This is a genomic window from Kribbella sp. NPDC031520 (genome assembly GCF_055580825.1).
In genome coordinates, this window is sequence record NZ_JBVIKS010000001.1 from 1,181,661 (window position 1) to 1,203,603 (window position 21,943).

The following is a 21,943-nucleotide window of genomic DNA, read 5'->3' on the forward strand; positions in this document are numbered from 1 at the left end:
GGGTGGAGCATGATCGACGGTTTCAAGGAATTCGACGTACAGGTAGCTGGTGCAAGCATCCACGGCCGTCGCGGCGGCAGTGGTCTACCGGTACTGCTCCTCCACGGCTTCCCGGAGTCACACGTCATGTGGCACCGGGTCGCGCCGGTACTCGCAGAAGAGTTCAGTGTGGTCGCGACGGACCTGAGCGGCTTCGGCGACAGCACCTCCGACGGCGACTACTCGATGCGTACGCTCGCCCGGCACCAGGTCGAGGCGATGAAGACGTTGGGGTACGACACGTTCGCCGTCGTGGGTCATGACCGGGGCGCCCGGTGTGCGTACCGGATGGCGCTCGACCATCCCGATGTAGTGACGAGCCTCGCCGTACTCGACATCGTGCCGACGGGGGACGCCTTCGATCGGGCGGACAAGGACTTCGCGCTCGGGTACTGGGTCTGGACGTTCCTGACCGCGCCGATCGCCGAGACCTTGATCGCCGGCGCACCTGAAACGTTCGTCAACCATCTCCTCGACACCTGGGCAGCCGACGACGCGTTCCCGCCCGAGATCAGGGCCGAGTACGTCCGCCACTTCCGCGATCCGGCCACCGTCCACGCAATCTGCGAGGAGTACCGAGCAGCCGCAACGACGGACTGCGACCACGACACCGCAGACCGAGGCACCAAACGAATCACCTGCCCCGTACTCGCCCTGTGGGACCCGTCCGGAGCAGTAGCCGAGTGGTACGGCGACCCACTAGAAATCTGGCGCCAATGGTCCGACAACGTCACCGGCACCACCATCAACGCCGGCCACTTCATGCCCGAAGAAGCCCCCACCGAAACCCTCGACCACCTACTCCCCTTCCTCCACAACCAACCCACCCCGACCCCCTGACCGCAGCACACCACCCCCCTGGCGCGGAACCGCGCTGCTCGCTGTCACCGCCGCAACGCCCGTCCCCGTGGAGACAACGACGCCGAGCAGATGCTTCCACCTCATTGCTCGTTCGCCTCCAAGGCCGCAAGCTGCTCCTTCAACGAATGGATCTCTTCATGGATCGCTTGCAGCCGGTAGGGATGGAGCCAGCCGAGAGGCTGATTGTTCACCGCATGCGCGACAACCATGTCACCGCCGAACAGTTCAGCAACCTGGCGAACGGACATCTCGTCGTCACTGGTATCCGCGACGCGGTAGATCTCCAGCAATGCCGGCATCTTCTGCGGCAGCTCAGCGAACGCGCTCAGCAGCCTCAACCGCATCAGAATGCGCTCTCGCCGACCTGCTTCCGAATCAACCAGATCCACGCCCGGTCCCTTCCTCAGGAGTCACACAAGCCAGTACGGGTGAGTGCTTGACTTTGGAATGTACCAGCGCTTGGTGTCCCACTTCCACGGGCCGAACGTCGGCTTCGAGAGAGCGCTGGTCCTGAACGTCAGCGCATATTTGTTGTAGTACTTCTCACCGCGAGTACCGCCCTGCTTCCAGTTCTCAGGCAGGATCAGTGCCCGCTTCGTAAAGGTGTCGCGCTGATGCGCAGCCGGGCAGTTGGACCAAGTGTGAACGGTCGAGTCCGGCCAGTTGTTGGCGTCCCATCGGGACAGGCAGTCGTTCTGCGTAAAGTCGACCGTCGGACCTTGAGTTACGGACAACTCACCATCCAAGGTGATCTCCGGGTAAAAACCGATATTGGTAACGTACTTGGCACGGACCTTCCCGAGCAGCCTGCAGCCCGTGGACGGACAGTAGAAGTAGTTCATCGTGTAGTCGAGCGTGTGAATGTAGCCACTAACCGTGCCCTCACCGGCTGCCGCGGTTATTGCATCCGCGCGCATCCGTTGATCGCTGAAGAGTTTCTCAAGTGCAACCTGTTCACCATCCCGATGACTTCGGTCACGGTTGCTGACGAACTGGCGGGCTTGAGCCACGTTGCCGCGCTCTATCGCCTGCGCGACGGCCACTTCAGGTGACACCGCCGTCCCTTCCGGAACGAGGGCCGTCAGGCAGTTTCCACGAGCAAAATCAGAATCCGTGCAACCGGCCGCATCGGCCGACAGTGGAATGATCGACAGCCCGATGGCCGAGATCACCGTTGCCAACACGGGAATGAGTTTTCGAGACACGGGCGGCCCCCCGGATAGTGGAATGTAGATTTCAGCATGTTCAGCGCACGGCTTGAGCGTCAACAGTTCTCAGCCAAGTTGCATCTTTTGACATTCGTGTCCCGACAGCCTGGCCGAGCCGGCGGTTGCGTTCGCGCCATTGGCTGGGGTCAGGTCGTGCAGGGGCCTTCGTGCTGTGGAGGCAGTTCAAAACCTGTTGGCTTGAATCCGCTTTCTCGTGATCGATCCGTGCCGATTCATTCATCTGGTTCCAGATCTCCACGCCGCCCATGACGACGAGCCTGCCGGCCTCTGTCGCGGACCGTGATCGACCGCGAGTCACGTTGCAGCCGGGATCTCAAACACGGCAAGAGCCGCGTGTGGATCTACGCGGACGAAAACGAGATCGGCAACCTCAACCTCAACGCCGCCGAGGAGGTCGCCGACCACTACCCGTACGACAACGACCTGATCCGACTGGTGCGAAGCGTCTACGAGCAGGCGACCGGTCGCAGGCGGTGAGCAGCGATCAACTTCGACACATATTCGACAGCGACAGCCGTAGATCCTCACTGACAGCCGGACACACTCCGACAGCATGAGACAGCCCCTGATCCGCGTTTCCGCAGGTCAGGGGCTGGTTTACAGCTGGTGGCGGGTGCAGGGTTCGAACCTGCGTAGGCATACGCCGACAGATTTACAGTCTGCTCCCTTTGGCCGCTCGGGCAACCCGCCAGGGTGCTGCCGGTTCGTGAACCGGCGTGGGAGACGATACAACAGGTAGTGGCCCTGACAGCAAATCGGAAAGGAAGCGCCATGGCTTCGGAGTCCTCCTTCGACATCGTGAACAAGGTGGATCACCAGGAGGTGGACAACGCCGTGAACCAGGCGGCGAAGGAGATCAGCCAGCGGTTCGACTTCAAGAACGTGGACGCCGGGATCAAGTGGTCCGGGGAGTCGATCGACATGCAGGCGAACACCGAGGAGCGGGTGAACGCCGTCCTGGACGTCTTCAAGGACAAGCTGGTGAAGCGGCAGATCTCGCTGAAGGGGCTGGAGGCCGAGGACCCGAAGCTGTCCGGGAAGATCTACAAGATCAACGCGACCATCAACGCCGGCATCACCCAGGAGAACGCGAAGAAGATCTCGAAGCTGATCCGTGACGAGGGCCCGAAGGGCGTGAAGGCACAGATCCAGGGCGACGAGCTCCGGGTCTCGAGCAAGAGCCGGGACGACCTGCAGGCGGTGCAGGCACTGATCAAGGGGCAGGACTACGACTTCGCCGTACAGTTCGTCAACTACCGCTGACGTACGACGGCGCCCACGCAGGCCGTATCCGTCTGAGCCGAGGCATGCCCGGTAATCGGGTCGCTTCGGTGTGCGGTGGCCGGGCATGCTGGCGGGCGTGGGCGAGACGTTGATGCGGAAGTGGTTGCTGGCGGACTTCGGGCTCGAGGTGGTGGAGCTCACATCGGTGGCGTTCGGCGCGGACATCGCGGCGCAGGTGTGGAAGGCGACGACGGCGACCAACGTGTACGCCGTGAAGTGGAGCGGTGCCGGTACGAACACGGGGCACCAGGTGGCGGCGTTCCTGGCCGACAGCGGGCTGGACGGCGTACCGGAGCTGATCCGGACCGTCGAGGGCGGTCTGTGGAGCGTACACGCGAAGAAGCGGCTGACGGTGACGCCGTGGATCGACGGGCCGCGGGCGGCGGAGACGGGGCTGACGGACGAGCAGTGGACGGAGTACGGCGTACTCCTGCGGCGGGTGCACGACGCGGAACCGCCGCCCCGCCTACGGGAGGCGCTGCCGAAGCACAGCCACATCGATGCACGTACGCCGGCGCTGGCGGCGGAGGTACGTACGCGGCTCGCGACGCCGGAGGGGGACGTCGAGGAGGAACTGGCGGCGGTGTGGACGCAGTACGACGACGTCCTCACCGACCTGCTCACCAACCGCCCGCCTGAGCCCGGCGGCCCCCGCGTGGTCTGCCACGGCGACCCACACCTCGGCAACGTCCTCGTCGACAAGCACCTGCACCTGATCGACTGGGACGACGTGATCTACGCACCCCGCGAACAGGACCTGATGTTCATGCTCGGCGGCATGGGCGACGTCGGCCCCACCACCCCAGCCCAACTCGAGGCCTTCCTCACTGGCTACGGACCGCACACCCTCGACGAGGAGGCGGTCCACTACTACCGCCACGTACGAGCCCTCGAAGACGTAATCGGCTGGTCCCACCAAGCCCTGACCGGCCCCGAAGAGCCCTACGCCCTCCAAGTAACCAAGAACATCCTCACCAAAGGCCTAGCCGCCCTGGCGGTCAACTAGGCGTGGCGGAGCCAGATGTTGGGTTCTATGTACAGGCCTGTGTCGGATTCTCGGTTGATTTCCAAGGTGGTCAGGCCTTGCGGGATTGTGTAGGTGCCGGTGGTGGGGAAGGGCATTTTGGTCCAGGATTCCCAGTCGGCGACCGAGCCGGTCATGGTTTGGGAGGCGGGGGCGGGGGCCAGGAGGGTGGCGCCGAGGCGGACGTGGGTGCGGATCCACGGGTCGAAGGGGAGGCCGTCGGGGCGGGTCCAGGTCATGAAGGTTTCGATGGGGGTCAGCGGGTAGCTCGACTTCAGGGTCGGGCGGACCGGGGCGATGACCTGGGGCAGGCCGTTGGCGACGGCGTGGTCGCGGACGGCGGTGATGACGCGGCCGGCGTGGCCCTGGCCCTGTTCGTCGGAGCGTACGGCGGCGGCCATCAGGACGAAGGTGTTCGGTACGACGTTCTCCTCGTACGACGTAACCGACCGCGCCAGCGCGTCCGTGAAGCCGCCCGGCAGGTCGTCGACCGTTCCGTCCCAGGCGAGCGGTACGCCCCAGCATCCGGCGATCAGGCGATCGCCGGAGACGAAGTAGAACTCCCACTGCGGGAAGTACGCCACCCGTCGTTCGCGGTACTTCTTCACCTCGTCGTCGTGGAAGATGAACTCCGGCCAGTCCTCGGCGAACCGCACTTCGGCCTCGGCGTCGTACTGCGGTGCGTCGCCGGCCGGGATCAACTCGTACATGCCGGGAACGCTAGACCGCCGACCCGGTCACAGCGACCGCATTACGCACCGAACGGGGCGACGCGCCGAGCTCGCGGCGGCACGTCTTGTTGAACGCCTGCAGGTCCGGGATCCCGACCGACGCCGCGATCGCCGGGATCGACAGCGTCGACGACACGAGGAGATGCCGCGCCCGGGCCATCCGCCGCTGCCGCAGATAGGCGATCACCGTCGACCCGGTCTCCGCCACGAACAACCGGGTCAGGTGGTTGTGCGACACCCCGGCGACCCGCGCCAGCTCCGGTACGGCCAGCGGCTGCGCCAGGTTCGCCTCGATGTGCGCGATCGCCGAGGCTACGGCCGGGTGCCGCTCCTCGACCCGGGCCGGGGTCAGGTCCGCGATCCGCCACAACACCGACCACACCTCGGCCGTCGTCCGCGCCGACCCCGACGGCGACGACTCGACTGCCGACCGGAGCAGCCCGGACAGCAGCGGCGCGGCCTCGCCCGCGTCCTGTACGACGGGAACGTACGACGGCTCGCCGACGGAATCCGGCCGGAAATGCGCGTACAGGTGCTCGGACCGCCCGCGGTAGTCGAACTGCACCTGGGTCCCGGCCGGAGTCAGGGACACGTATCCGGGCGCGACGGAAAAGGTTTCGCCCAGCAGCGTCAGCTCGGCCGAGTAGTTGTACAGGTGCAGCTGCCAGAGGTCCGGCAGCCGGAAGACCTCGCGCCGAACACGGGTTCCGTGGATTCCGGCGCCGACGTTCGCGACCTCCGGCGGTTGCGTCAGATGCAACTCGATCACGGTGAAAATTTACCACCAGTAGTGATCACAACCAACGCGGGAAAACGGTGGCCGATCGCAGAATGGATGAGTAGTGACCACTACCGCGAACAGGGAGTCTTCATGCCCCAACCGCACCGCAAGCACCTGCTCACCTCGGTGCAGATGGCGCACTTCGTCGCCACCGGCGCCCTCCGGATGGACGCCGTCGTACCGGACGACATGAACCAGCAGGCGATCGAGGTCCTGAACAACGGCATTCCGGGGGTTCCGTACGGCACCCCGCTGTCGGAGGCGTTCGTGGACAGCGAGTTCGTCCAGCGGCTGGTGCAACTGCCGGAGGTGGCGGGCGCGATCCACAGCCTGGTCGGTCCCGAGCCGACCGTCGACCACCACGCGGTCCACATCCGCAGGGCGCACGAGGGCGAGGCGCAGAACCTGCACGGGGACGCGATCATCGACGTCCGCACCGACGCCTTCGACGTCCAGCTCATGTACTACCCGCAGGACGTGACCCTGGAGATGGGCGGCACGCTCAGCGTCCCGGGCAGCCACCTGCGCCGGACGAACGAGTCCGACACCGGCCGGTACCAGAACCTGCTCGGCCAGACCCGCCTGGTCTGCCCGGCCGGCACCGTACAGTTCCTGCACCACGGCATCTGGCACGGCGGCCGCAAGAACGACAGCGACGTCGACCGCTACATGTTCAAGATCCGCTTCAACCCCACCGTCCGTCAGGTCCGGCTCTGGAACACCGACGACCTGTACGACGAGGCCGTCGCGGCCGAGCTCGAGCAGAACTTCCCGTGGTACGAGAACGCCACCGGCCGGCTCGAGCGGTACAACCGCATCCTGATGTGGCGCGCGATCAGCGGCGACGACACGTACGACCCGAACTACTGGGTCACCCGCGTCACCAACCGCCCGCAACGGGTCGTCGCGGACCGCGTCAACAACCCGCACGCCGCCGGCAAGAAGGAGATGGTATGACCGCCACCGCCGAGAACCCGCTGCAGACCGGTCTTCGCCAGCAGGTGCTGGTGCTGTACCTGGCCTCCTCCGCGCTGGACTCCCGCGTGGTCGGCTGGTCGACGTACGACGGCACCGGCGAGACCCACCCCACCACAGGTGACTCCGACGAACCGCCGTACGCGACCGGGCTCGACGCACTCAAGGACGGCTGGCGGCTGTTCCAGGCGTCACAGCTGAACCCGCCGTACCCGGGTCACGAGTACGACGTGTCGTTCCTCAAGCACGAGTTCTTCTTCGAGAAGCTGGTCTAAACCGGCACGATGCAGACCGGCTTCGGCCAGCTGACCGTCGTACCCAGGTCGGTCAGCAGGCCGTTGCCGATGGCAAACACAGCGATCTGGTCGGATCGCTCGTTGGCGGCGTACAGCTGGGTACCGTCGTTGCTGAAGGCAAGGTGTCGCGGCCAGTCGCCGCCGGACGAGATGGTCTGCACCAGCTCGACCTCCAGTCCGTCGGCGGCGACCGCGAACACCGCGATCGTGTTGTCGCCGCGGTTCGAGCCGTACAGGAACCGGCCGTCGGCGGAGATCAGGAGCTCGGCCGGGTAGTTCTCCCCCGGCGAGTCGGCCGGCCGGGTCGCCGCAGTCTGCACCACCTGCAGCTTCCCGTCGGCGTAGCTGCAGACGGTCAGCGTCGAGTCGAGCTCGTTGATCACGTACGCCGCAGCGGCCGTCGGGTGGAACACCATGTGCCGCGGCCCCGCGCCGGGGTGGATGTGCAGCCGGTCGACCTCCGCGAGCTCGCCGTCCGCGTTCAGCGTCGACGAGTAGACGGTGTCGGACCCGAGGTCGATGTCGAACACGTACGCACCCGCCGGGTCGAACGCGATCTGGTGCGCGTGCGGCCCTTCCTGGCGGTCGGCGTTCGGCCCCGTCCCTTCGCGTTGGACGAAGTACGCCCGCTCGCCGAGCGAACCGTCCTCGTTCAGCGGGTGGACGGCGACCGAACCTGACGTGTAGTTGGCCGACAGCAGGTACCGGCCGGACGGGTCGATCTCCACGTGGCACGGGTGCACGCCGCCGGTCGGCTGCTGGTTGAGCAGCTCGAGACCGCCGTCCGGCTGGATCGCGAACGCCGCGACGCTGCCGTCGTCGGTCTCGTCGGTGGAGTAGAGGAACCGCCCGTCCGCGGACCTGACCAGGAACGACGGATCGGCCACCGTCGCCACCGTCCGGATCCCGTCCAGCGGCCCGAACGCGATCCCGTCCCCGCCACCGGCCTGACTGGTGTAGCTCCCGACATAGATCCGCTCAGAAGTCATGACGCCTACCCTGCCAGGTCAACGGACTTCCGGCACTCCCGTGTCCAGCCCGTAGAGCGCGCTGCCCCAGCCGAGGTCGGCGACGAGTAGTTGCCAGCCCAGCCGCCGGTACAGGCGCGGCGCCGGGCGGTCGTCGGCGTACGTCGTGTCGGCGATGGCAAGAGCTGCAACTCGGTCGAGGACGTCGATCACCTCGCCTAGCCTAAGGCGCATGGACACGAGCGCGTTCCTGCAACGGATCGGGATCAGCGGGTATGACGGTCCGCCGCGGCTCGAGGCGCTGACGCGACTGCACGAGGCGTTCGTGGACGAGGTGCCCTACGAGACCGTGCAGTACCAGCTGAGGCCGGGCGGTCCGCTCGATCCGGAGGAGGTGGCGAAGCGGATCGTCGCCCGCGAGACCGGCGGGTACTGCTTCCAGCTGAACGGCTCGTTCGCCCTGCTGCTGACCGAGCTCGGGTACCGGGTCGAGATGCACCGCGGCGGCGTACAGACCGCCAACCGTCCGGGCGACGTCGACGGCAGCCACCTGGTGCTGACCGTCAGCGGTCTTGCCGAAAACCCGGACCGCGTGTGGCTCGTCGACGCGGGCCTCGGCGACGGACTACGCCGGCCGATGCCGCTCGAGACCGGCGAGGACACGCAGTACCCGTTCACGCTGCGGCTTCGCCCGTCCGAGAAGGTGGACGGCTGGCGTCTCGATCACGATCCGCGCGCGAACCTCATCGGAATGGATTTCGAATCCATTCCCGTCACGCTCGACGCGTTCGCCGCCAAGCATGCGGAGCTGTCCGCGGACCCGTCGTCCCCGTTCGTACGCCTCGCCTCGGCGTTCCGCCGTACGCCCGAATCCGTCGTGGTACTGCGTTCGATCGGCCTGACCGAGACGTTCGCCGACCGCGTCGACAACCGCCTGCTCGACACGCCCGCCGACTACTTCACCGCACTCGCGGACGTCTTCCGGCTGCCCCTCCCGCACTACACGACCGCCGACCGCGACGCACTCTGGCAACGGGTCTGGTCCCAGTACGAGGCCTTCACTTCGCCAGGAAACTCACGATGACGGCGTTGGTCAGGTCGCGAGGGCGAACATGATGCTCGGTAGCACCGACAGGACTGCGGTGAGAGCTGCGCACAGGGTGAGCACGGTGACTGCCGGGGTTTCGATGTCGACGGAGAACGGATTGTCTGCGGGCAACCGGAACAGTTCGGTGATCCACCGCAGGTAGACGGCCAGGCCGATCATCACGTTGACCGCCATCACGATCGCCAGCCAGCCGAGGTGGGCGTCGATCACCGCTTGGAACGCGGCGAACTTGGTGAAGAGACCAGCCAGGCCCGGGGGCAGACCCGCCAGGACCACTAGGAAGAAGATGAGAGCTGCAGCCAGGCCGGGCTCGGAGCGGACCATGCCTCGGTAGTCGGTGAGCAGGCCGCCGGGGCGATGCCGTTGGACGACAGCCACCGCTCCGAAGGCGCCGAGCGTTACGACGACGTACGCCGCCAGGTACCCGACGACGGCCTGCGCGTCCCCGACCGCCAGCGGAGCGAGCAGGAAACCGACCTGCCCGATCGACGACCAGGCGAGCAGCCGGACCGCCTCGACCTGGCGTAGCGCGGCCAGGTTGCCGACCGTCATCGTCACGGCTGCCAGGATCGCGACCGCCGTACGCAGCTCCGAACCGGCCGGCGCGATCCCGGACGTCACGAGTACGAGCAACCCGCCTACCCCGGCCGACTTCGAGACGACGGCAAGGAACGTGGTGACCTCAACCGGCGCGCCGACGTACGTGTCCGGCAGCCAGGCGTGGAACGGGACCGCCGCGATCTTGAACGCGAACCCGACGATCACGAACAGCCCGGCCGCGAACGTCACCCGCGCGACGTCCGGGTCGAGGTCGCTCAACCGGTTCGCGATCGTGGACAGGTACAGCGAGCCGGTCACGCCGTACAGATAGGAAACGCCGAACAGCATCACCGCGGTCGAGAGCACCGACACCAGGAACGCCTTCAGCGCGCCCTCGGACCCGCGCCGGTCGTGCCGCAGCGCGACCATCGCGAACGTCGGCAGCGACACCACCTCGAGCGCGATCACCAGCGTCGCCAGGTCCCGCGCTCCGGCGAGCACCGTGGCACCGGTCAGCGCGCTGAGCAGGAGGAAGTGGTACTCCCCGATCGGCACGTCCTTGGCCAGCAGGTTGTAGGTCGACAACCCGACAACGCCGAGCGCGCCGACCAGCAGCACCGCCCACAGCCCGGCCGTCAACGGCTCGAACACCAGGCTGCACTGCGCGGGTTCCTCGGCCGCCGGACGGCAGAACGCGGGCTTGAAGTCGTCGCGCTGCGCCCACACGAACACGATCCCGAACAGGATCACAGCACTCGTCAGCAACGTCACGACGGTGTGCCGCAACTCGGCCGGCGCACTCTTCCAGAAGCTGTCGATCAGCAGTACGGCGATCGCACCGATCGCCAGCACCAGCGGCACGGCGACCGCTTGCCAGTCCGTCCACGTGAGCGTCATAGGAGCATCCACTCGTTGAGCAGCGTGAACGGCCAGAGACCGAGGAACACGGTGAGCACTGCCAGTGGGCCGAAGGTGACGAGCTCGATCCGGCTGAGGTCGACGGCGAACGGGGTCGCCGGATACTCGGCGGGATCGCCCTGGCACAGGTCGCGGATCAGCCGGAGGAAGTACGCGGCGGTGAGCACCGCGCCCAGCCCGGCGATCACCATCAGCACGATGAACGTTGTCCGCGGCAACCAGTCGGCCGGGTGGTACGCGCCGAGCAGGACCAGCATCTCGCCCCAGAACCCGGCCAGCCCGGGCAGCCCGAGCGACGCGAGACAGGCGTACGTGAGCAGACCGCCGATCCGCGGCAGCCGGGCGTACAGTGCACGGCCGATCGCCCGCAGGTCGCTGGTGTCGTGCCGGTCCTTGATCGCCCCGGCCAGGAAGAACAGCAGGCCGGTGATGATGCCGTGCGCGATGTTGGCGTACAGCGCGCCGTTCAGACCTTCCGGCGACATCGTCGCGATGCCGAGCCCGATGAAGCCCATGTGCCCGACGCTCGAGTACGCGATCAGGCGCTTCACGTCGGTCTGCGCCAGGCAGGCCAGCGATCCGGCGATGATCGCGACCACCGAGAAGCCGGCCAGGTACGGCGCGATGGTGGCCGTCGCCCCGGGCAGGATCGGCAGCAGGATCCGGATCATGCCGTAGCTGCCCAGCTTCAGCAGGACGCCGGCGAGCAGCACCGACCCGACCGTCGGCGCCTTCGCGTGCGCGTCCGGCAGCCAGATGTGCAGCGGCCAGAGCGGCATCTTCACGGCGAGCCCGACCGCGATCAGCACAGCCGCAGCCAGCGCGATCCCGTGCCCGCCGCGCAGTGGATGCTGTCCGAGGAACAGTACGTCGAACGTCCCGGTCTGCCGGTGGACCAGCAGGAACCCGAGCAGCATCAGCGCCGACCCGAACACGGTCATCAGGACGAACGTGTTCGCCGCGCGTCGGCGCCCGGCCCGGTCGTGATGGTCGCCCCAGATGTCGATCACGAGCCACATGGGGATCAGTACGACCTCGAAGAACACGAAGAACAGCACGAGATCGGCGGCCGCGAAGGTCCCGATCACGCCGGTCTCGATCACCAGCAGCAGCGCGATCAGCGAGCGGATCCGGCCGATGCGGGGCGTGATCTTCAGCGAGTACAGGCAGCTGAGGAGGACGAGCAGCGCGGTCAGCGTGATCAGCGGCATCGAGATGCCGTCGACCGCGATATGGAACCGGACGTCGAGCTGCGGGATCCAGGACACGTCGGTCTGGGCGAACGGCAACAACTTGCCAGGCAAGGTCCGCGGCGGTGGGCCTTCAAGTCCGACGAAAACGCTCGGACACGGACAATGGGGCCGTCTCATGTCCCACCAGAGGAACACCGACCCGATCAGCACCAGCCCCGAAACGGCGGACCCGACGATCGCCGCCACCCGCTCACCGACCACCACCGGCAGCGCCCACAACACCACAGCAGTCAGCGCCGGCACCGCCAGCAACGCGATCAGCAACGCCTGGCTCACGAGCCGATCACCCCCGCGAGAATCGCCAGCGCCACCACACCGACCACGGCCGCGGTCAGGTACGTCTGCACATTCCCCGTCTGCAGCTTCCGGAACCCGGCCGACGCGAGCACGCCGGCCCGCCCGGTCGCGCGGACGTACGCCCCGATCACGTCCTGGTCACCGCCGACCGTCAACCGAGCCAGCCACCGCACGGGTACGACGAACAACCGCTGGTACGCCGGATCCACGCCGTACTCGCGCTCCAGCACCACCGGCCGCGGGTCAGCGCCCCGGCTCCACAGCGAGTACGCCGGGAGGGCGCCGAGCACCGCGAGCACCGTCGTGATCAACGCGATCTGCCACTTCAGGTGTACGCCGTCCGCATAGCCCAGGCCGATCGCGCCGACCGTCAGCAGGACCATCGGCCCCAGCATCAGCCACGACCCCTCGTGCAGCTTGCGCGCGTCCGGCTCGTCCAGGTCGGCCATCGCGTCGTCGTCCTCGAACGCGCCGAGCCCGCCGACCAACGCCGGCGTCCGGAAGAAGATCCACAGCCACATGCGTACGCAGTAGAAGGCCGTCATCATCGCGGTCAGGCTGACCGACACGAGCACGATCCAGCCGACCACCGAGCCGTCCCGGGCCGTCTCCCAGGCGGCCTCGACCACCGAGTCCTTCGAGAAGAACCCGGCGAACCCCGGTACGCCGGCCAGCGCCGCGAGGCCGATCGTCATCGTCACGAACGTCACCGGAAGCCGCTTCCGCAGCGCACCACGGCGCGAGTACCGACGGAGTACGACGAAGGCGGCGCTGCCGACCTGATGCAGCAGCACGCCCGCGCAGAGGAACAGCAGCCCCTTGAACGCGGCATGCGTCAGCAGGTGGAAGAGCGCCGCGTGCCGGCCGTCGTGCGTGCCGAGCGACAGTCCGGAGAACATGATCGCCAACTGGCTCACGGTCGACCACGCGAGGACCCGCTTCACCTCGACGGCCGCCATCGCGCACGACGCCGCGAACAGCATCGTCACGCAGGCGACCACTGCCAGCACGGTCAGCGTCGTCTCGGCCTTGACGAACAGGTCGAACAACCGGGCGATCAGGAAGACGCCCGCGGCAACCATCGTCGCCGCGTGGATCAGGGCGCTGACCGGGCTCGGACCGGGCATCGCATCCGGGAGCCAGGTCTGCAACGGGACCTGCGCCGACTTGCCGACCACGCCGACGAGCAGCAGCAGCGTGCCGATGGTCAGCGTGTGCGGCTGGATCGGGCTGCTGCCGAGCTCGGAGATCCGGAACGTGTGGTACCCGACGCCGAGGACGAAGATGCCGAACAGGAAACCGACGTCGGCGAGCCTGGTGATCAGGAACGCCTTCATCGCACCGGCCCGGGCGTCGCGACGCTCCCAGTAGTGGCCGATCAGCAGGTACGAGCAGGCGCCCATCACCTCCCAGCCGATCAGCAGTACGAACAGGTTGTCCGAGACGACCACGGTCACCATCGCCGCGGTGAACAGCGTGACGAGCGCCGTGTACGACGCGACGCGCTCGCGGACGTAGCCGATCGAGTACACCTGCACGCAGGCCGAGACGACTCCGACGACGGCGAGCATCAGCACGGTCAGGCCGTCGGTACGGAACTCGTACGAGAACCAGAAGTCGCGGCCGATCATCGCGCCGCCGGCCGTCGTCGTCCGCGGTGTGACGCCGTGCAGCAGCGCCGCGGCGAGCACGACCAGGAGCGAGAAACCGACACCGACGACCCGCCACGCGGTGGCGATCACGACGCCTCCTCGTGCTCGAGCAGGTCGCGGGCCGCGTCCGCGTCGACGTGACCCTGGCTGCGGAACAGCAGCAGCACGATCGCGAGCCCGAGGCCGATCTCGGCGGCGGCCAGCGTGATCACGAACACCGCGAGGGTCTGACCGGTCGACTCGTCCACCCGCCAGGCGTCGAACGCGACCAGGTTCAGGTTGACGGCGTTCAGCATCAGCTCGAACGACATCAGGATCGTGATCACGTTGCGCCGGGCAAGGACGCCGTACACGCCGATACAGAACAGCACCACTGCCAGAAGCAGTGGGAGGACCAACGGCATGTCAGTCCTCCTTCTTCCGCTGTGACAGGGCAATCGCTCCGATCAGTGCGGCGAGCAACAGTACGGAGAGAACCTCGAACGGGAGCACCCAGTTCTTGAACACCTGGGTCCCGACCGCGGTCGCCGATCCATCGTGCACCGGCTTGATCTTCTCGTTGCCGAAGGCAAGCACAATACCGGCGCCGAGGATCAGCGCGAGGACGCCGGCCACCACGGCGGCGAACGGGCTGCGGCCGGTGGTCAGCTCCGGCAGCGGGTTGGTCGGTGCCTTGGTCAACATCAGCGCGAACAGCACGAGTACGACGATGGCGCCGACGTACACCAGGATCTGGACCAGCGCGACGAACTCGGCGTGCAGCGCGCCGAAGCACCCGGCGATCGCGCCGAGCGCGACCACCAGCCAGAGCGCGGCGTGCACGATCCGGCAGGACGTGACGACCAGGACGGCGGCGGCGACCGCCGCCACACCGGCGACGGCGAACAGAACCGTTGTCACGCCTCGTCCCCTGGATCCTGGACGGCCGGTCCCGGGTCGATGGGCGGCGGGGCCGGAACGGTCCACATCCAGTCGCGGAGGCGGTCCTTCTCGTGGGTCAGGTTCCGGATGTCGGTCTCGGCGTACTCGAACTCGGGCGACCAGAACAGCGCGTCGAACGGGCAGGCCTCGATGCATATCCCGCAGTACATGCAGAGGCTGAAGTCGATCGCGAACCGGTCCAGCACGTTCCGGCTGCGCTCGCGGGCCTGCTCACCGACCGACGGCGCGGTCTCGGTGTGCGAGTCGATGTAGATGCACCAGCTCGGGCACTCGCGCGCGCACAGCATGCAGGAGGTGCAGTTCTCCTCCATCAGCGCGATCACCCCGCGGCTGCGCGGCGGCAGCTCCGGCAGGACGTCCGGATACTGCTCGGTGACGGAGCGCCGGGCCAGCGTCCGCGCAGTGACCTTCAGACCCTCGACCAGCCCCTTACCAGGCAGCCCCACACTCCACCTCCCGTCGGTTAACAGGACACTAGCCGATCGGTACCGCTTACAGCTCGCGTTCGAGGCGGGCGGCGACCTGGCGGTAGCGGCTGACCGGTATCAGGTGAACTCCTTCGAAGGCTCCGGAGTCACGGATCTTCAGGATCTGCTCGCAGGCGTGGTCGACGCCCGCGTCGCGGTCCCGTTCGACGGCCTCGACCAGGGCGTCCGGGATCGTCAGCTGCGACAGGCCGGCGAGATTGCGGGCCATCTGCGCGGACGCGAGCACCATCACCCCGGCGTACACCGGGATGTCGAGCCGGACCGACTCGCGCCAGCGGAGCAGTTCGTCGAGGTCGTAGCTGACCTGGACGTACAGGAAGTCGGCCTCGGCCTTCCACCGCGGCACCGTCCGCAGTCGCGTGGCGGCGCCGACCTTGAAGGGGTTGCAGCCCGGGTACGTCGTCTCCCGGGTCTGCTCGATCATCCGCCGTACCGTCAACTGGCTCGTCCGCGCGCCCTCGGCCGGATCGTCGCCGTGCACGAACAGGAACTGCTCGACACCGTACGCCGCCGCGGTCAGCAGGTCGCGCCGGAAGCCGAGCAGGTTGCGGTCCCGCGAGTTCAGGCAGGCGATGCCGCGCGCGCCCATCAGCTGGACCTCGTTCGCGACCGCGACGCTGGACACGGTCGCCCGGCCGATGTGGTTGTCGGGGATCAGGAACCCGTCCGCGACCGCGCTCAGCACGCCGATCTGGTGCCGGACCTTCTTCAGGTCGGGACGGGTCGGCGGCTCCACTTCACAGATCAACTCGAATCCGGGCACGGCTCGGACCCTACAGAACTCCCGCCTACCGGATCCGCGATCTCAGGAAATCGCGCTCGGCCTGGTTGGTGCTGTGCGTCAGCGCGGTCGCGTACGCCGCCTGTGCCTCGGCGTCGCGGCCCAACTGGGTGAGGAGGTCGGCCCGGATCGCATGGAAGAGGTAGTAGCTGTCGAGCGACAACTCGTCGACGAGCTCGAGCGCGGCGGCCGGGCCTTCGACCTCGGCCACGACGACGGCCCGGTTGAGCGCGACCACCGGGGTCGGGTCGAGCGTCAGGAGGTGGTCGTACAACTGCAGGATCTGCGGCCAGTCGGTGTCCTCTGCGCTCGCGGCATCCGCGTGGACGGCGTTGATTGCGGCCTGCAACTGATACGGGCCGGGGTGGTTCCTTCGCAGACACTGCCGTACGAGAGCGTGCCCCTCGGCGATCAGCGCGCGGTCCCACAACGTACGGTCCTGGTCGCGGAGGCGGACGAGCGTGCCGTCGGGCGCGACCCGGGCCGGGCGGCGGGACTGCTGGAGCAGCATCAGCGCGAGCAGCCCGACCGCTTCGGGCTCGTCCGGCATCAGGTCGACGAGCAGCCGGCCCAGGCGGATCGCCTCGACCGCGAGTTCGTCGCGGACCAGGGTCTCGCCGGCCGAGGCGGCGTACCCCTCGTTGAAGATCAGATAGACGACGGCGAGTACGCCGCGGACGCGCTCGGGAAGGTCCGCCTCGTACGGCACCCGGTACGGGATGCCCGCGGCCTTGATCTTGGCCTTCGCCCGCACGAGGCGCTGCGCCATTGTCGGCTCCGGCACGAGGAAGGCGTGGGCGATCTCGGCGGTGGTGAGGCCGCCGAGCATCCGGAGGGTCAGCGCGACCCGGACGTTCAGCGCGAGCGCCGGGTGGCAGCAGGTGAAGATCAGCCGCAGACGGTCGTCGTGCACAGCCCCCTCCTCCACCGGCTCGGCCTCGGCCTGCAGCAACGCCGCCTGGGCATGTTTGTCCGCCCGCGCGGCCTCCCGGCGCAGGCGGTCGATCGCACGGTTCCGCGCGGTCGTGATGATCCAGCCGGCTGGGCTCGGCGGTACGCCGCTCTCCGGCCACTTCTGCACAGCCGCCGCGAACGCGTCCTGTACGGCGTCCTCCGCGACGTCCAGGTCCCCGAACACCCGGGTGAGCACGGCAACGGCCCGCCCGTGCTCGGCCCGGAAGATCGCGGCAAGGTCGTCGGTCATGAATACGCGGAAGTCACGACTGGGAGGGCCTGACCTCGACCGGCAGACCGAGCACCTTCGTGAGGCGCCGGCCCCAGTGCAGCGCGGCGTCGAGGTCCTCGACCCGGATGACGATGAAGCCGCCGAGGTGTTCCTTGCCCTCGGTGAACGGCCCGTCCGTCACGAGCACGTCGTCGCCCTTCGCCTGCAGCACGGTCGCGGTCTCGGGCGGGTGCATGCCGGCGTCGAACACCCAGACCCCGGCCGACCTGAGCTCCGCGTTCAGGACCTCGAGGTCGCGCATGATCGGGTCCAGGATCTCGGGTGCAGGCGGCGGGCCGTCGGGCTGGTAGATGCTGAGCACGTACTGGTTCATCGTTCCTCCTTCTCGACACCTACACGAACGACCTCACCCTGGATCGACAGGCAGTACCACAGTAATTTCCAGCCCGCCGCCGGGCCGCGGTACCGCCGCGACACTCCCGCCGTGCGCCTCCGCCACCGACCGTACGATCGACAGCCCGAGCCCCGCCCCCTTCCCGCCGACCAGCCGCTCGGCGCCGAGCCGGTAGAACGGCTTGAACAGACTCTCCACCTCGTACGGCGGAATCTCCGGCCCGGTGTTCGTGACGACGACCTGCACCTCGTCGCCGACGCGCTTGCTCACGACGCGCACCCACCGCCCGGACCCCAGGCCCATCACATCCGCCGTTTCGGCCGTACGCTCCGCCTGCGCGTCCTGTTCCCCGGCCATTGTGGTGGCCTGGCGGTCCGGGTTGTGGCGGATGCCGTTCTCGACCAGGTTGTGTACGAGCCGTTCCAGCAGCAGCGCGTCGCCCCTGGTCGGGGCGTCGCCCGGGCCGCGGATCACCTCGACGCCGGCCTTCGCCGCCTCGTTCGAGAGCTGGGCGGCGACGTGGGTGACGATGTCGCTCAGGTTCACCGGGTAGACCGTCGTGAGCTGCTTCTCGGAGTCGGCGAGGATCAGCAGGCCTTCGATCAGCTGCTCGTGCCTGGCGTTGATCGTGAGCAGGCTCTCGCCCAGTTCCTTCACCTCCGCGGACGCCGTCGGACGATGCATCGCGACTTCGACCAGTGCACGGCCGAGCGTCAACGGCGTCCGCAGCTCGTGGGACGCGTTCGCCACGAACCGGCGCTGGCCGTCGAACGCGTGGTCCAGCCGTTCGACCATCGTGTCGAACGCGTCCGCGAGGTTCTTCACCTCGTCGTCGGGACCTTTCAGCGCGATCCGCTCGTGCAGGGCTGCGGGAGACGCGGCGATCCGCCGGGCTGTGTCGGTCACCTGGTGCAGTGGTGCCAGGACCCGGCCGGCGACGAGCCATCCGAAGCCCGCTGCCAGCGCGCCGACGGCGAGCAGCGCGATGCTGCCCTGGGTCAGCATCGCCTTGTTCGCGGCCTGCCGCACCTGTTCGCGTTGCTGGTCCATGACGCGCTCGGCGTCCGATCCGGTGAGCACGGCGCCGTCCTTGTTCAGCGCATAGACGTCGCTGCTCGGTGGCGGTGGCTGCGGTGTCTGCGGTGTTTTGGCGCCCGGGGAGGGGCTCAGGTAGGTGCCGTTGACGATCACGCGGTGCTGCTGGCCGAGGTTGGCGTTGAACAGCGCGTAGGTGACGCCGAGCAGCAGTACGCCGGCGACCATGAACAGGCCGCCGTACAGCAGGGTCAGCCGGCCGCGGAGCGACAGCTTCTTCAGGGGATGCGGTAGCCGACGCCGGTGACGGTCTCGACCAGTCCCGGCTCGCCCAGTTTCCGGCGCAGCTTGAGGATCGTCAGACGTACCGCCCCCGTGAACGGGTCCACGTGCTCGTCCCATGCCTTCTCCAGCAGTTGTTCGGCCGACACGGTCGCGCCGTCGGCCCGCAGCAGCTCCGCGAGTACGGCGAACTCCTTCTTCGACAACGGCACGTACCGGCCGTCGCGGAACACCTCGTGCCGCGCCGGGTCCAGTGCGAGGCCGGCACGTCGCAGTACCGGCGGATCGGCGGGGCGGCTGCGGCGGCCGAGAGCCAGCACCCGGGCCGCGAGCTCGGCGAACGCGAACGGTTTGGTGAGGTAGTCGTCCGCCCCGAGGCCGAGGCCCTGCACGCGGTCCGTCACCGCGGCCGCCGCGGTCAGCATCAGCACCCGCGTGTCCGACCCGGACGCCACCAGTTGCCGGCACACCTCGTCGCCGTGCACGACCGGGATGTCGCGGTCGAGGACGAGTACGTCGTACTCGTTCACGGACAACCGTTCCAGCGCGGCGCCGCCGTCACCGGTCAGGTCCACCGCGTGCGAGTCGTCGCGCAACCATTCCGCGATCGCTGCCGCCAGCAACGGTTCGTCCTCGACCACCAGTACCCGCACGCACCCCATGATCCCCGACCGCGGTGTTTCCCCGGCGTTTCCGCACTCAGAACAGCACGACGCCTACACCCGTTATGGCCAGTTGGAGGAGTGCCACCGGGACCAGGCCTTGCCAGGCCAGCTTCTGGAGCTGGTCGGCGCGCATCCGCGGGAACGACACCCGGACCCAGATCACCACGACCGACACGAGGGCGACCTTCAGCAGCGTCCAGATCCACCCGATCGACTCCGGTCCGGGGCCGCTCCAACCGCCGAGGAACAGGACCGTGGTGAGGCCTGCGAGTACGACGATGCCGGCGTACTCGGCGAGCAGGAACATCGCGAACCGGAGCCCGGTGTACTCCGTGTACGGCCCGAAGATCACCTCGGAGTCCGCGACCGGCATGTCGAACGGCGGCCGCTGCAGCTCGGCCAATCCCGCGATGAAGAACACGATCATTCCGGGTAGTTGCCAGAGCAACCACCACGGGTTCCAGGCGTGGGCGATCCCTGTCAAGCTCAACGAACCGGCCGCGACCGCGACGCTCGCCGCGGACAGCACGAACGGCAACTCGTAGCTCATCAGCTGCGCCGCGACCCGGAGCCCGCCGAGCAGGCTGTACTTGTTCCCGCTGCCCCAGCCCGCCATCAGCGAGCCGAGTACGCCGATGCTCATCACCGCGAGGACGAAGAACAGGCCCGAGTCGAGGTCCGCGCCGACCAGGCCCGGCGCCAGCGGGATCGCGGCCAGTGCGGCCAGGTACGGCAGGATCGCGACCACCGGCGCCCACTCGAACACCCGCTTGTCCGCGGCGGCCGGGACCACACTTTCCTTCTGGACGAACTTCACACCGTCCGCGACCAGCTGCGCCCAGCCGTGGAACCCGCCCGCGTACATCGGGCCGAGCCGTGACTGCATGTGCGCCATCACCTTGTGCTCGGCCTGGCCGACCAGCAAGGGCGCCACCAGGAAGGCGACCAGTACGCCCACCACCCGCACCACGAACTCCAGCATGAACGTCAGCCTAGTGTGTCGGGCTTGACCTCAACCAACGTTCAGGTCCGAGGCTGGGTCGTATGCGAACAATCCTTGTCACCGGAGCCACCGGCCGCGTCGGCCGCCACGTCGTCGCGGGACTACGCGCGGCCGGCGTCTCCGTACGAGCCCTCGTCCGTACGCCGGAACGCGCGGGCTTCCCTTCCGACGTCGAGCTGATCCAGGGCGACCTCAACGATCCGTCCGCCGTACGACGAGCCGCGGAGGGTGCGGATGCGGCGTTCTTCCTGTGGCCGTCGTTCAGCGCCGACGGAGCCGCGGCCGTGGTGCGCGAACTCCCGCGCCGGGTCGTCTACCTGTCCTCGTTGAGTGCGCCGTCGGGTGGTGTGTGGGGCGACGTCGAGCAGTTGCTGAAGGAGAAGGACTGGACGTTCGTCCGCCCGAGCGGCTTCGCCGTCAACGCCCAGAACTGGGCAGGAGATTTCCGCACCGGCGACGTGGTCCGGGTCTCGTCCCCGGAGGCCGGCCGCTCGATGATCCACGAACGCGATATCGCCGCGGTCGCCGTACTCACCCTCCTCGACGACCATCACATCGGCCGGACGTACGACATCACCGGACCCGAGGTCGTCACCCAGACCGAGCAGATCCAGACCATCGCCCGCGCGGTCGGCAAACCGATGCGCGTCGAAGCCCTCTCCGACGCCGCCGCCCGCCAGGCCATGCTCGACCTGGGCGCCGACCCGATCCTCGCCGAAAGCTCGGTCGCCTACTGGTCTTCGCTGGTCGACAACCCCGAACCGGTCACCACCACAGTCGCCGAGCTGACCGGCCAGCCCGCCCGCACCTTCGCCGAATGGGCCACCGAGCACGCCGCGGAGTTCCGGGTCCCGACAACCGCCGAGGTCGCGCAGCTCTACACCGACGCCCTCTCCACCGGCCGCCTGAACGAGGCGCTCGCCCTGACCGCGCCCGACATGGTCCGTGTCGCGCCCCTCGAAACCAACGGCGAGGAGATCGAACTCAAAGGCACCGACGCCATCCTCGAAAACGCCCGCCAACAGACCGCCGGCATCGAGTACGACGCCATCGACGTACTGGGCCCCCTCGTCACGGACAACCACTTCGCCATCCGCTTCACCTTCCACCACGGCGGCACCCACACCACCAAACTCTCCCTCTGCACAGTAGACACCGGCCAAATCACCCGCGAGGAAGTCTTCTACTACACCCCACCAACCGCCTGATAT

Annotated in this window: 25 protein-coding genes, 1 tRNA gene and 1 pseudogene; 8 read left to right on the forward strand and 19 right to left on the reverse strand. The window is 67.8% G+C overall.

All coding sequences use genetic code 11. From position 1 onward, the window contains the following. Nucleotides 1-9: 9 nt before the first annotated feature. Nucleotides 10-879 carry an alpha/beta fold hydrolase gene (locus ACZ5BU_RS05920; RefSeq protein WP_465695857.1) on the forward strand — a complete coding sequence of 290 codons (870 nt, stop codon included), beginning with the start codon at nt 10-12 and terminating at the stop codon, nt 877-879. Nucleotides 880-980: 101 nt separating this feature from the next. Here ACZ5BU_RS05920 and ACZ5BU_RS05925 read toward each other — a convergent pair whose 3' ends face one another. Both ACZ5BU_RS05925 and ACZ5BU_RS05930 read right to left on the reverse strand, forming a co-directional pair. Beyond that, on the reverse strand, nt 981-1,289 hold the full coding sequence (locus ACZ5BU_RS05925) for a hypothetical protein (RefSeq protein WP_465695858.1): 309 nt from the start codon (nt 1,287-1,289) through the stop codon (nt 981-983). A 21-nt stretch (nt 1,290-1,310) separates the two neighbouring features. Then, nucleotides 1,311-2,084, reverse strand: a complete 774-nt coding sequence (locus ACZ5BU_RS05930) for a hypothetical protein (RefSeq protein ID WP_465695859.1) — start codon at nt 2,082-2,084, stop codon at nt 1,311-1,313. A gap of 378 nt (nt 2,085-2,462) precedes the next feature. Here ACZ5BU_RS05930 and ACZ5BU_RS05935 point away from each other — a divergent pair, with 378 nt between their 5' ends. Next, nucleotides 2,463-2,606 (forward strand): hypothetical protein, encoded by a 144-nt coding sequence (locus tag ACZ5BU_RS05935; RefSeq protein ID WP_465695861.1) that lies wholly within the window; start codon nt 2,463-2,465, stop codon nt 2,604-2,606. 127 nt (nt 2,607-2,733) lie between these two features. Here the strand turns inward: ACZ5BU_RS05935 and ACZ5BU_RS05940 are convergent. Further along, nucleotides 2,734-2,819, reverse strand: a tRNA-Tyr gene (locus tag ACZ5BU_RS05940). An 81-nt stretch (nt 2,820-2,900) separates the two neighbouring features. Here ACZ5BU_RS05940 and ACZ5BU_RS05945 point away from each other — a divergent pair. Further along, the gene (locus ACZ5BU_RS05945) at nt 2,901-3,392 is read left to right on the forward strand and encodes a YajQ family cyclic di-GMP-binding protein (RefSeq protein ID WP_465695862.1); all 492 of its coding nucleotides are present in this window, start codon (nt 2,901-2,903) and stop codon (nt 3,390-3,392) included. A gap of 97 nt (nt 3,393-3,489) precedes the next feature. Continuing rightward, nucleotides 3,490-4,419, forward strand: coding sequence for a phosphotransferase enzyme family protein (locus ACZ5BU_RS05950; protein WP_465695863.1), 930 nt, complete (start codon nt 3,490-3,492; stop codon nt 4,417-4,419). On the opposite strand, the gene ACZ5BU_RS05955 is transcribed toward ACZ5BU_RS05950, so the two are convergent. After that, the gene (locus tag ACZ5BU_RS05955; RefSeq protein WP_465695865.1) at nt 4,416-5,147 is read right to left on the reverse strand and encodes a hypothetical protein; all 732 of its coding nucleotides are present in this window, start codon (nt 5,145-5,147) and stop codon (nt 4,416-4,418) included. The two genes, ACZ5BU_RS05950 and ACZ5BU_RS05955, sit on opposite strands and share 4 nt — an antisense overlap. 10 nt (nt 5,148-5,157) lie before the next feature. Then, on the reverse strand, nt 5,158-5,937 hold the full coding sequence (locus ACZ5BU_RS05960) for an AraC family transcriptional regulator (protein ID WP_465695866.1): 780 nt from the start codon (nt 5,935-5,937) through the stop codon (nt 5,158-5,160). Between the two features lie 102 nt (nt 5,938-6,039). Between ACZ5BU_RS05960 and ACZ5BU_RS05965 the strand changes: the two genes are divergently transcribed. Next, the gene (locus ACZ5BU_RS05965; protein ID WP_465695867.1) at nt 6,040-6,906 is read left to right on the forward strand and encodes a phytanoyl-CoA dioxygenase family protein; all 867 of its coding nucleotides are present in this window, start codon (nt 6,040-6,042) and stop codon (nt 6,904-6,906) included. Then, nucleotides 6,903-7,199 carry a hypothetical protein gene (locus ACZ5BU_RS05970; protein WP_465695869.1) on the forward strand — a complete coding sequence of 99 codons (297 nt, stop codon included), beginning with the start codon at nt 6,903-6,905 and terminating at the stop codon, nt 7,197-7,199. Before ACZ5BU_RS05965 ends, ACZ5BU_RS05970 begins: the two co-directional genes overlap by 4 nt. On the opposite strand, the gene ACZ5BU_RS05975 is transcribed toward ACZ5BU_RS05970, so the two are convergent. Then, complete coding sequence (locus ACZ5BU_RS05975; protein ID WP_465695871.1) at nt 7,196-8,209, reverse strand: lactonase family protein; 1,014 nt, start codon at nt 8,207-8,209, stop codon at nt 7,196-7,198. The two genes, ACZ5BU_RS05970 and ACZ5BU_RS05975, sit on opposite strands and share 4 nt — an antisense overlap. Before the next feature lie 18 nt (nt 8,210-8,227). Next, nucleotides 8,228-8,401, reverse strand: a complete 174-nt coding sequence (locus ACZ5BU_RS05980; protein ID WP_465695873.1) for a hypothetical protein — start codon at nt 8,399-8,401, stop codon at nt 8,228-8,230. A gap of 19 nt (nt 8,402-8,420) precedes the next feature. On the opposite strand from ACZ5BU_RS05980, the gene ACZ5BU_RS05985 reads away from it, so the two are divergent. Then, nucleotides 8,421-9,272, forward strand: coding sequence for an arylamine N-acetyltransferase family protein (locus ACZ5BU_RS05985; RefSeq protein ID WP_465695875.1), 852 nt, complete (start codon nt 8,421-8,423; stop codon nt 9,270-9,272). A gap of 9 nt (nt 9,273-9,281) precedes the next feature. Here ACZ5BU_RS05985 and ACZ5BU_RS05990 read toward each other — a convergent pair whose 3' ends face one another. The 12 genes and pseudogenes from ACZ5BU_RS05990 to ACZ5BU_RS06045 form a co-directional block, all read right to left on the reverse strand. After that, entirely contained in the window at nt 9,282-10,733 is a 1,452-nt protein-coding gene (locus tag ACZ5BU_RS05990; RefSeq protein WP_465695876.1) for an NADH-quinone oxidoreductase subunit N, read from the reverse strand. Then, complete coding sequence (locus tag ACZ5BU_RS05995) at nt 10,730-12,283, reverse strand: complex I subunit 4 family protein (protein ID WP_465695878.1); 1,554 nt, start codon at nt 12,281-12,283, stop codon at nt 10,730-10,732. Before ACZ5BU_RS05995 ends, ACZ5BU_RS05990 begins: the two co-directional genes overlap by 4 nt. Then, nucleotides 12,280-14,046, reverse strand: coding sequence for an NADH-quinone oxidoreductase subunit 5 family protein (locus tag ACZ5BU_RS06000; RefSeq protein ID WP_465695879.1), 1,767 nt, complete (start codon nt 14,044-14,046; stop codon nt 12,280-12,282). Before ACZ5BU_RS06000 ends, ACZ5BU_RS05995 begins: the two co-directional genes overlap by 4 nt. After that, complete coding sequence (gene nuoK, locus ACZ5BU_RS06005; RefSeq protein WP_465695880.1) at nt 14,043-14,360, reverse strand: NADH-quinone oxidoreductase subunit NuoK; 318 nt, start codon at nt 14,358-14,360, stop codon at nt 14,043-14,045. Before nuoK ends, ACZ5BU_RS06000 begins: the two co-directional genes overlap by 4 nt. A 1-nt stretch (nt 14,361) precedes the next feature. Next, nucleotides 14,362-14,856 (reverse strand): NADH-quinone oxidoreductase subunit J family protein, encoded by a 495-nt coding sequence (locus tag ACZ5BU_RS06010; RefSeq protein WP_465695882.1) that lies wholly within the window; start codon nt 14,854-14,856, stop codon nt 14,362-14,364. 137 nt (nt 14,857-14,993) lie between these two features. After that, nucleotides 14,994-15,209: pseudogene (locus tag ACZ5BU_RS06015) on the reverse strand (4Fe-4S binding protein); the annotation flags it as partial. A gap of 181 nt (nt 15,210-15,390) precedes the next feature. After that, nucleotides 15,391-16,149, reverse strand: coding sequence for a methylenetetrahydrofolate reductase (locus tag ACZ5BU_RS06020; RefSeq protein ID WP_465695884.1), 759 nt, complete (start codon nt 16,147-16,149; stop codon nt 15,391-15,393). A gap of 25 nt (nt 16,150-16,174) precedes the next feature. Further along, nucleotides 16,175-17,371: an RNA polymerase sigma factor gene (locus tag ACZ5BU_RS06025; protein WP_465695886.1), complete on the reverse strand. Its 1,197-nt coding sequence runs from the start codon at nt 17,369-17,371 to the stop codon at nt 16,175-16,177. A 13-nt stretch (nt 17,372-17,384) separates the two neighbouring features. Beyond that, entirely contained in the window at nt 17,385-17,726 is a 342-nt protein-coding gene (locus ACZ5BU_RS06030; protein ID WP_465695888.1) for a YciI family protein, read from the reverse strand. Nucleotides 17,727-17,759: 33 nt separating this feature from the next. Continuing rightward, the gene (locus ACZ5BU_RS06035) at nt 17,760-19,010 is read right to left on the reverse strand and encodes a sensor histidine kinase (RefSeq protein WP_465695890.1); all 1,251 of its coding nucleotides are present in this window, start codon (nt 19,008-19,010) and stop codon (nt 17,760-17,762) included. 50 nt (nt 19,011-19,060) lie between these two features. Next, nucleotides 19,061-19,717 (reverse strand): response regulator transcription factor, encoded by a 657-nt coding sequence (locus ACZ5BU_RS06040; protein WP_465695891.1) that lies wholly within the window; start codon nt 19,715-19,717, stop codon nt 19,061-19,063. A 46-nt stretch (nt 19,718-19,763) separates the two neighbouring features. Further along, entirely contained in the window at nt 19,764-20,711 is a 948-nt protein-coding gene (locus tag ACZ5BU_RS06045; protein ID WP_465695893.1) for a complex I subunit 1/NuoH family protein, read from the reverse strand. A gap of 62 nt (nt 20,712-20,773) precedes the next feature. On the opposite strand from ACZ5BU_RS06045, the gene ACZ5BU_RS06050 reads away from it, so the two are divergent. Further along, entirely contained in the window at nt 20,774-21,940 is a 1,167-nt protein-coding gene (locus ACZ5BU_RS06050; protein ID WP_465695894.1) for an NAD(P)H-binding protein, read from the forward strand. Nucleotides 21,941-21,943: the final 3 nt, after the last annotated feature.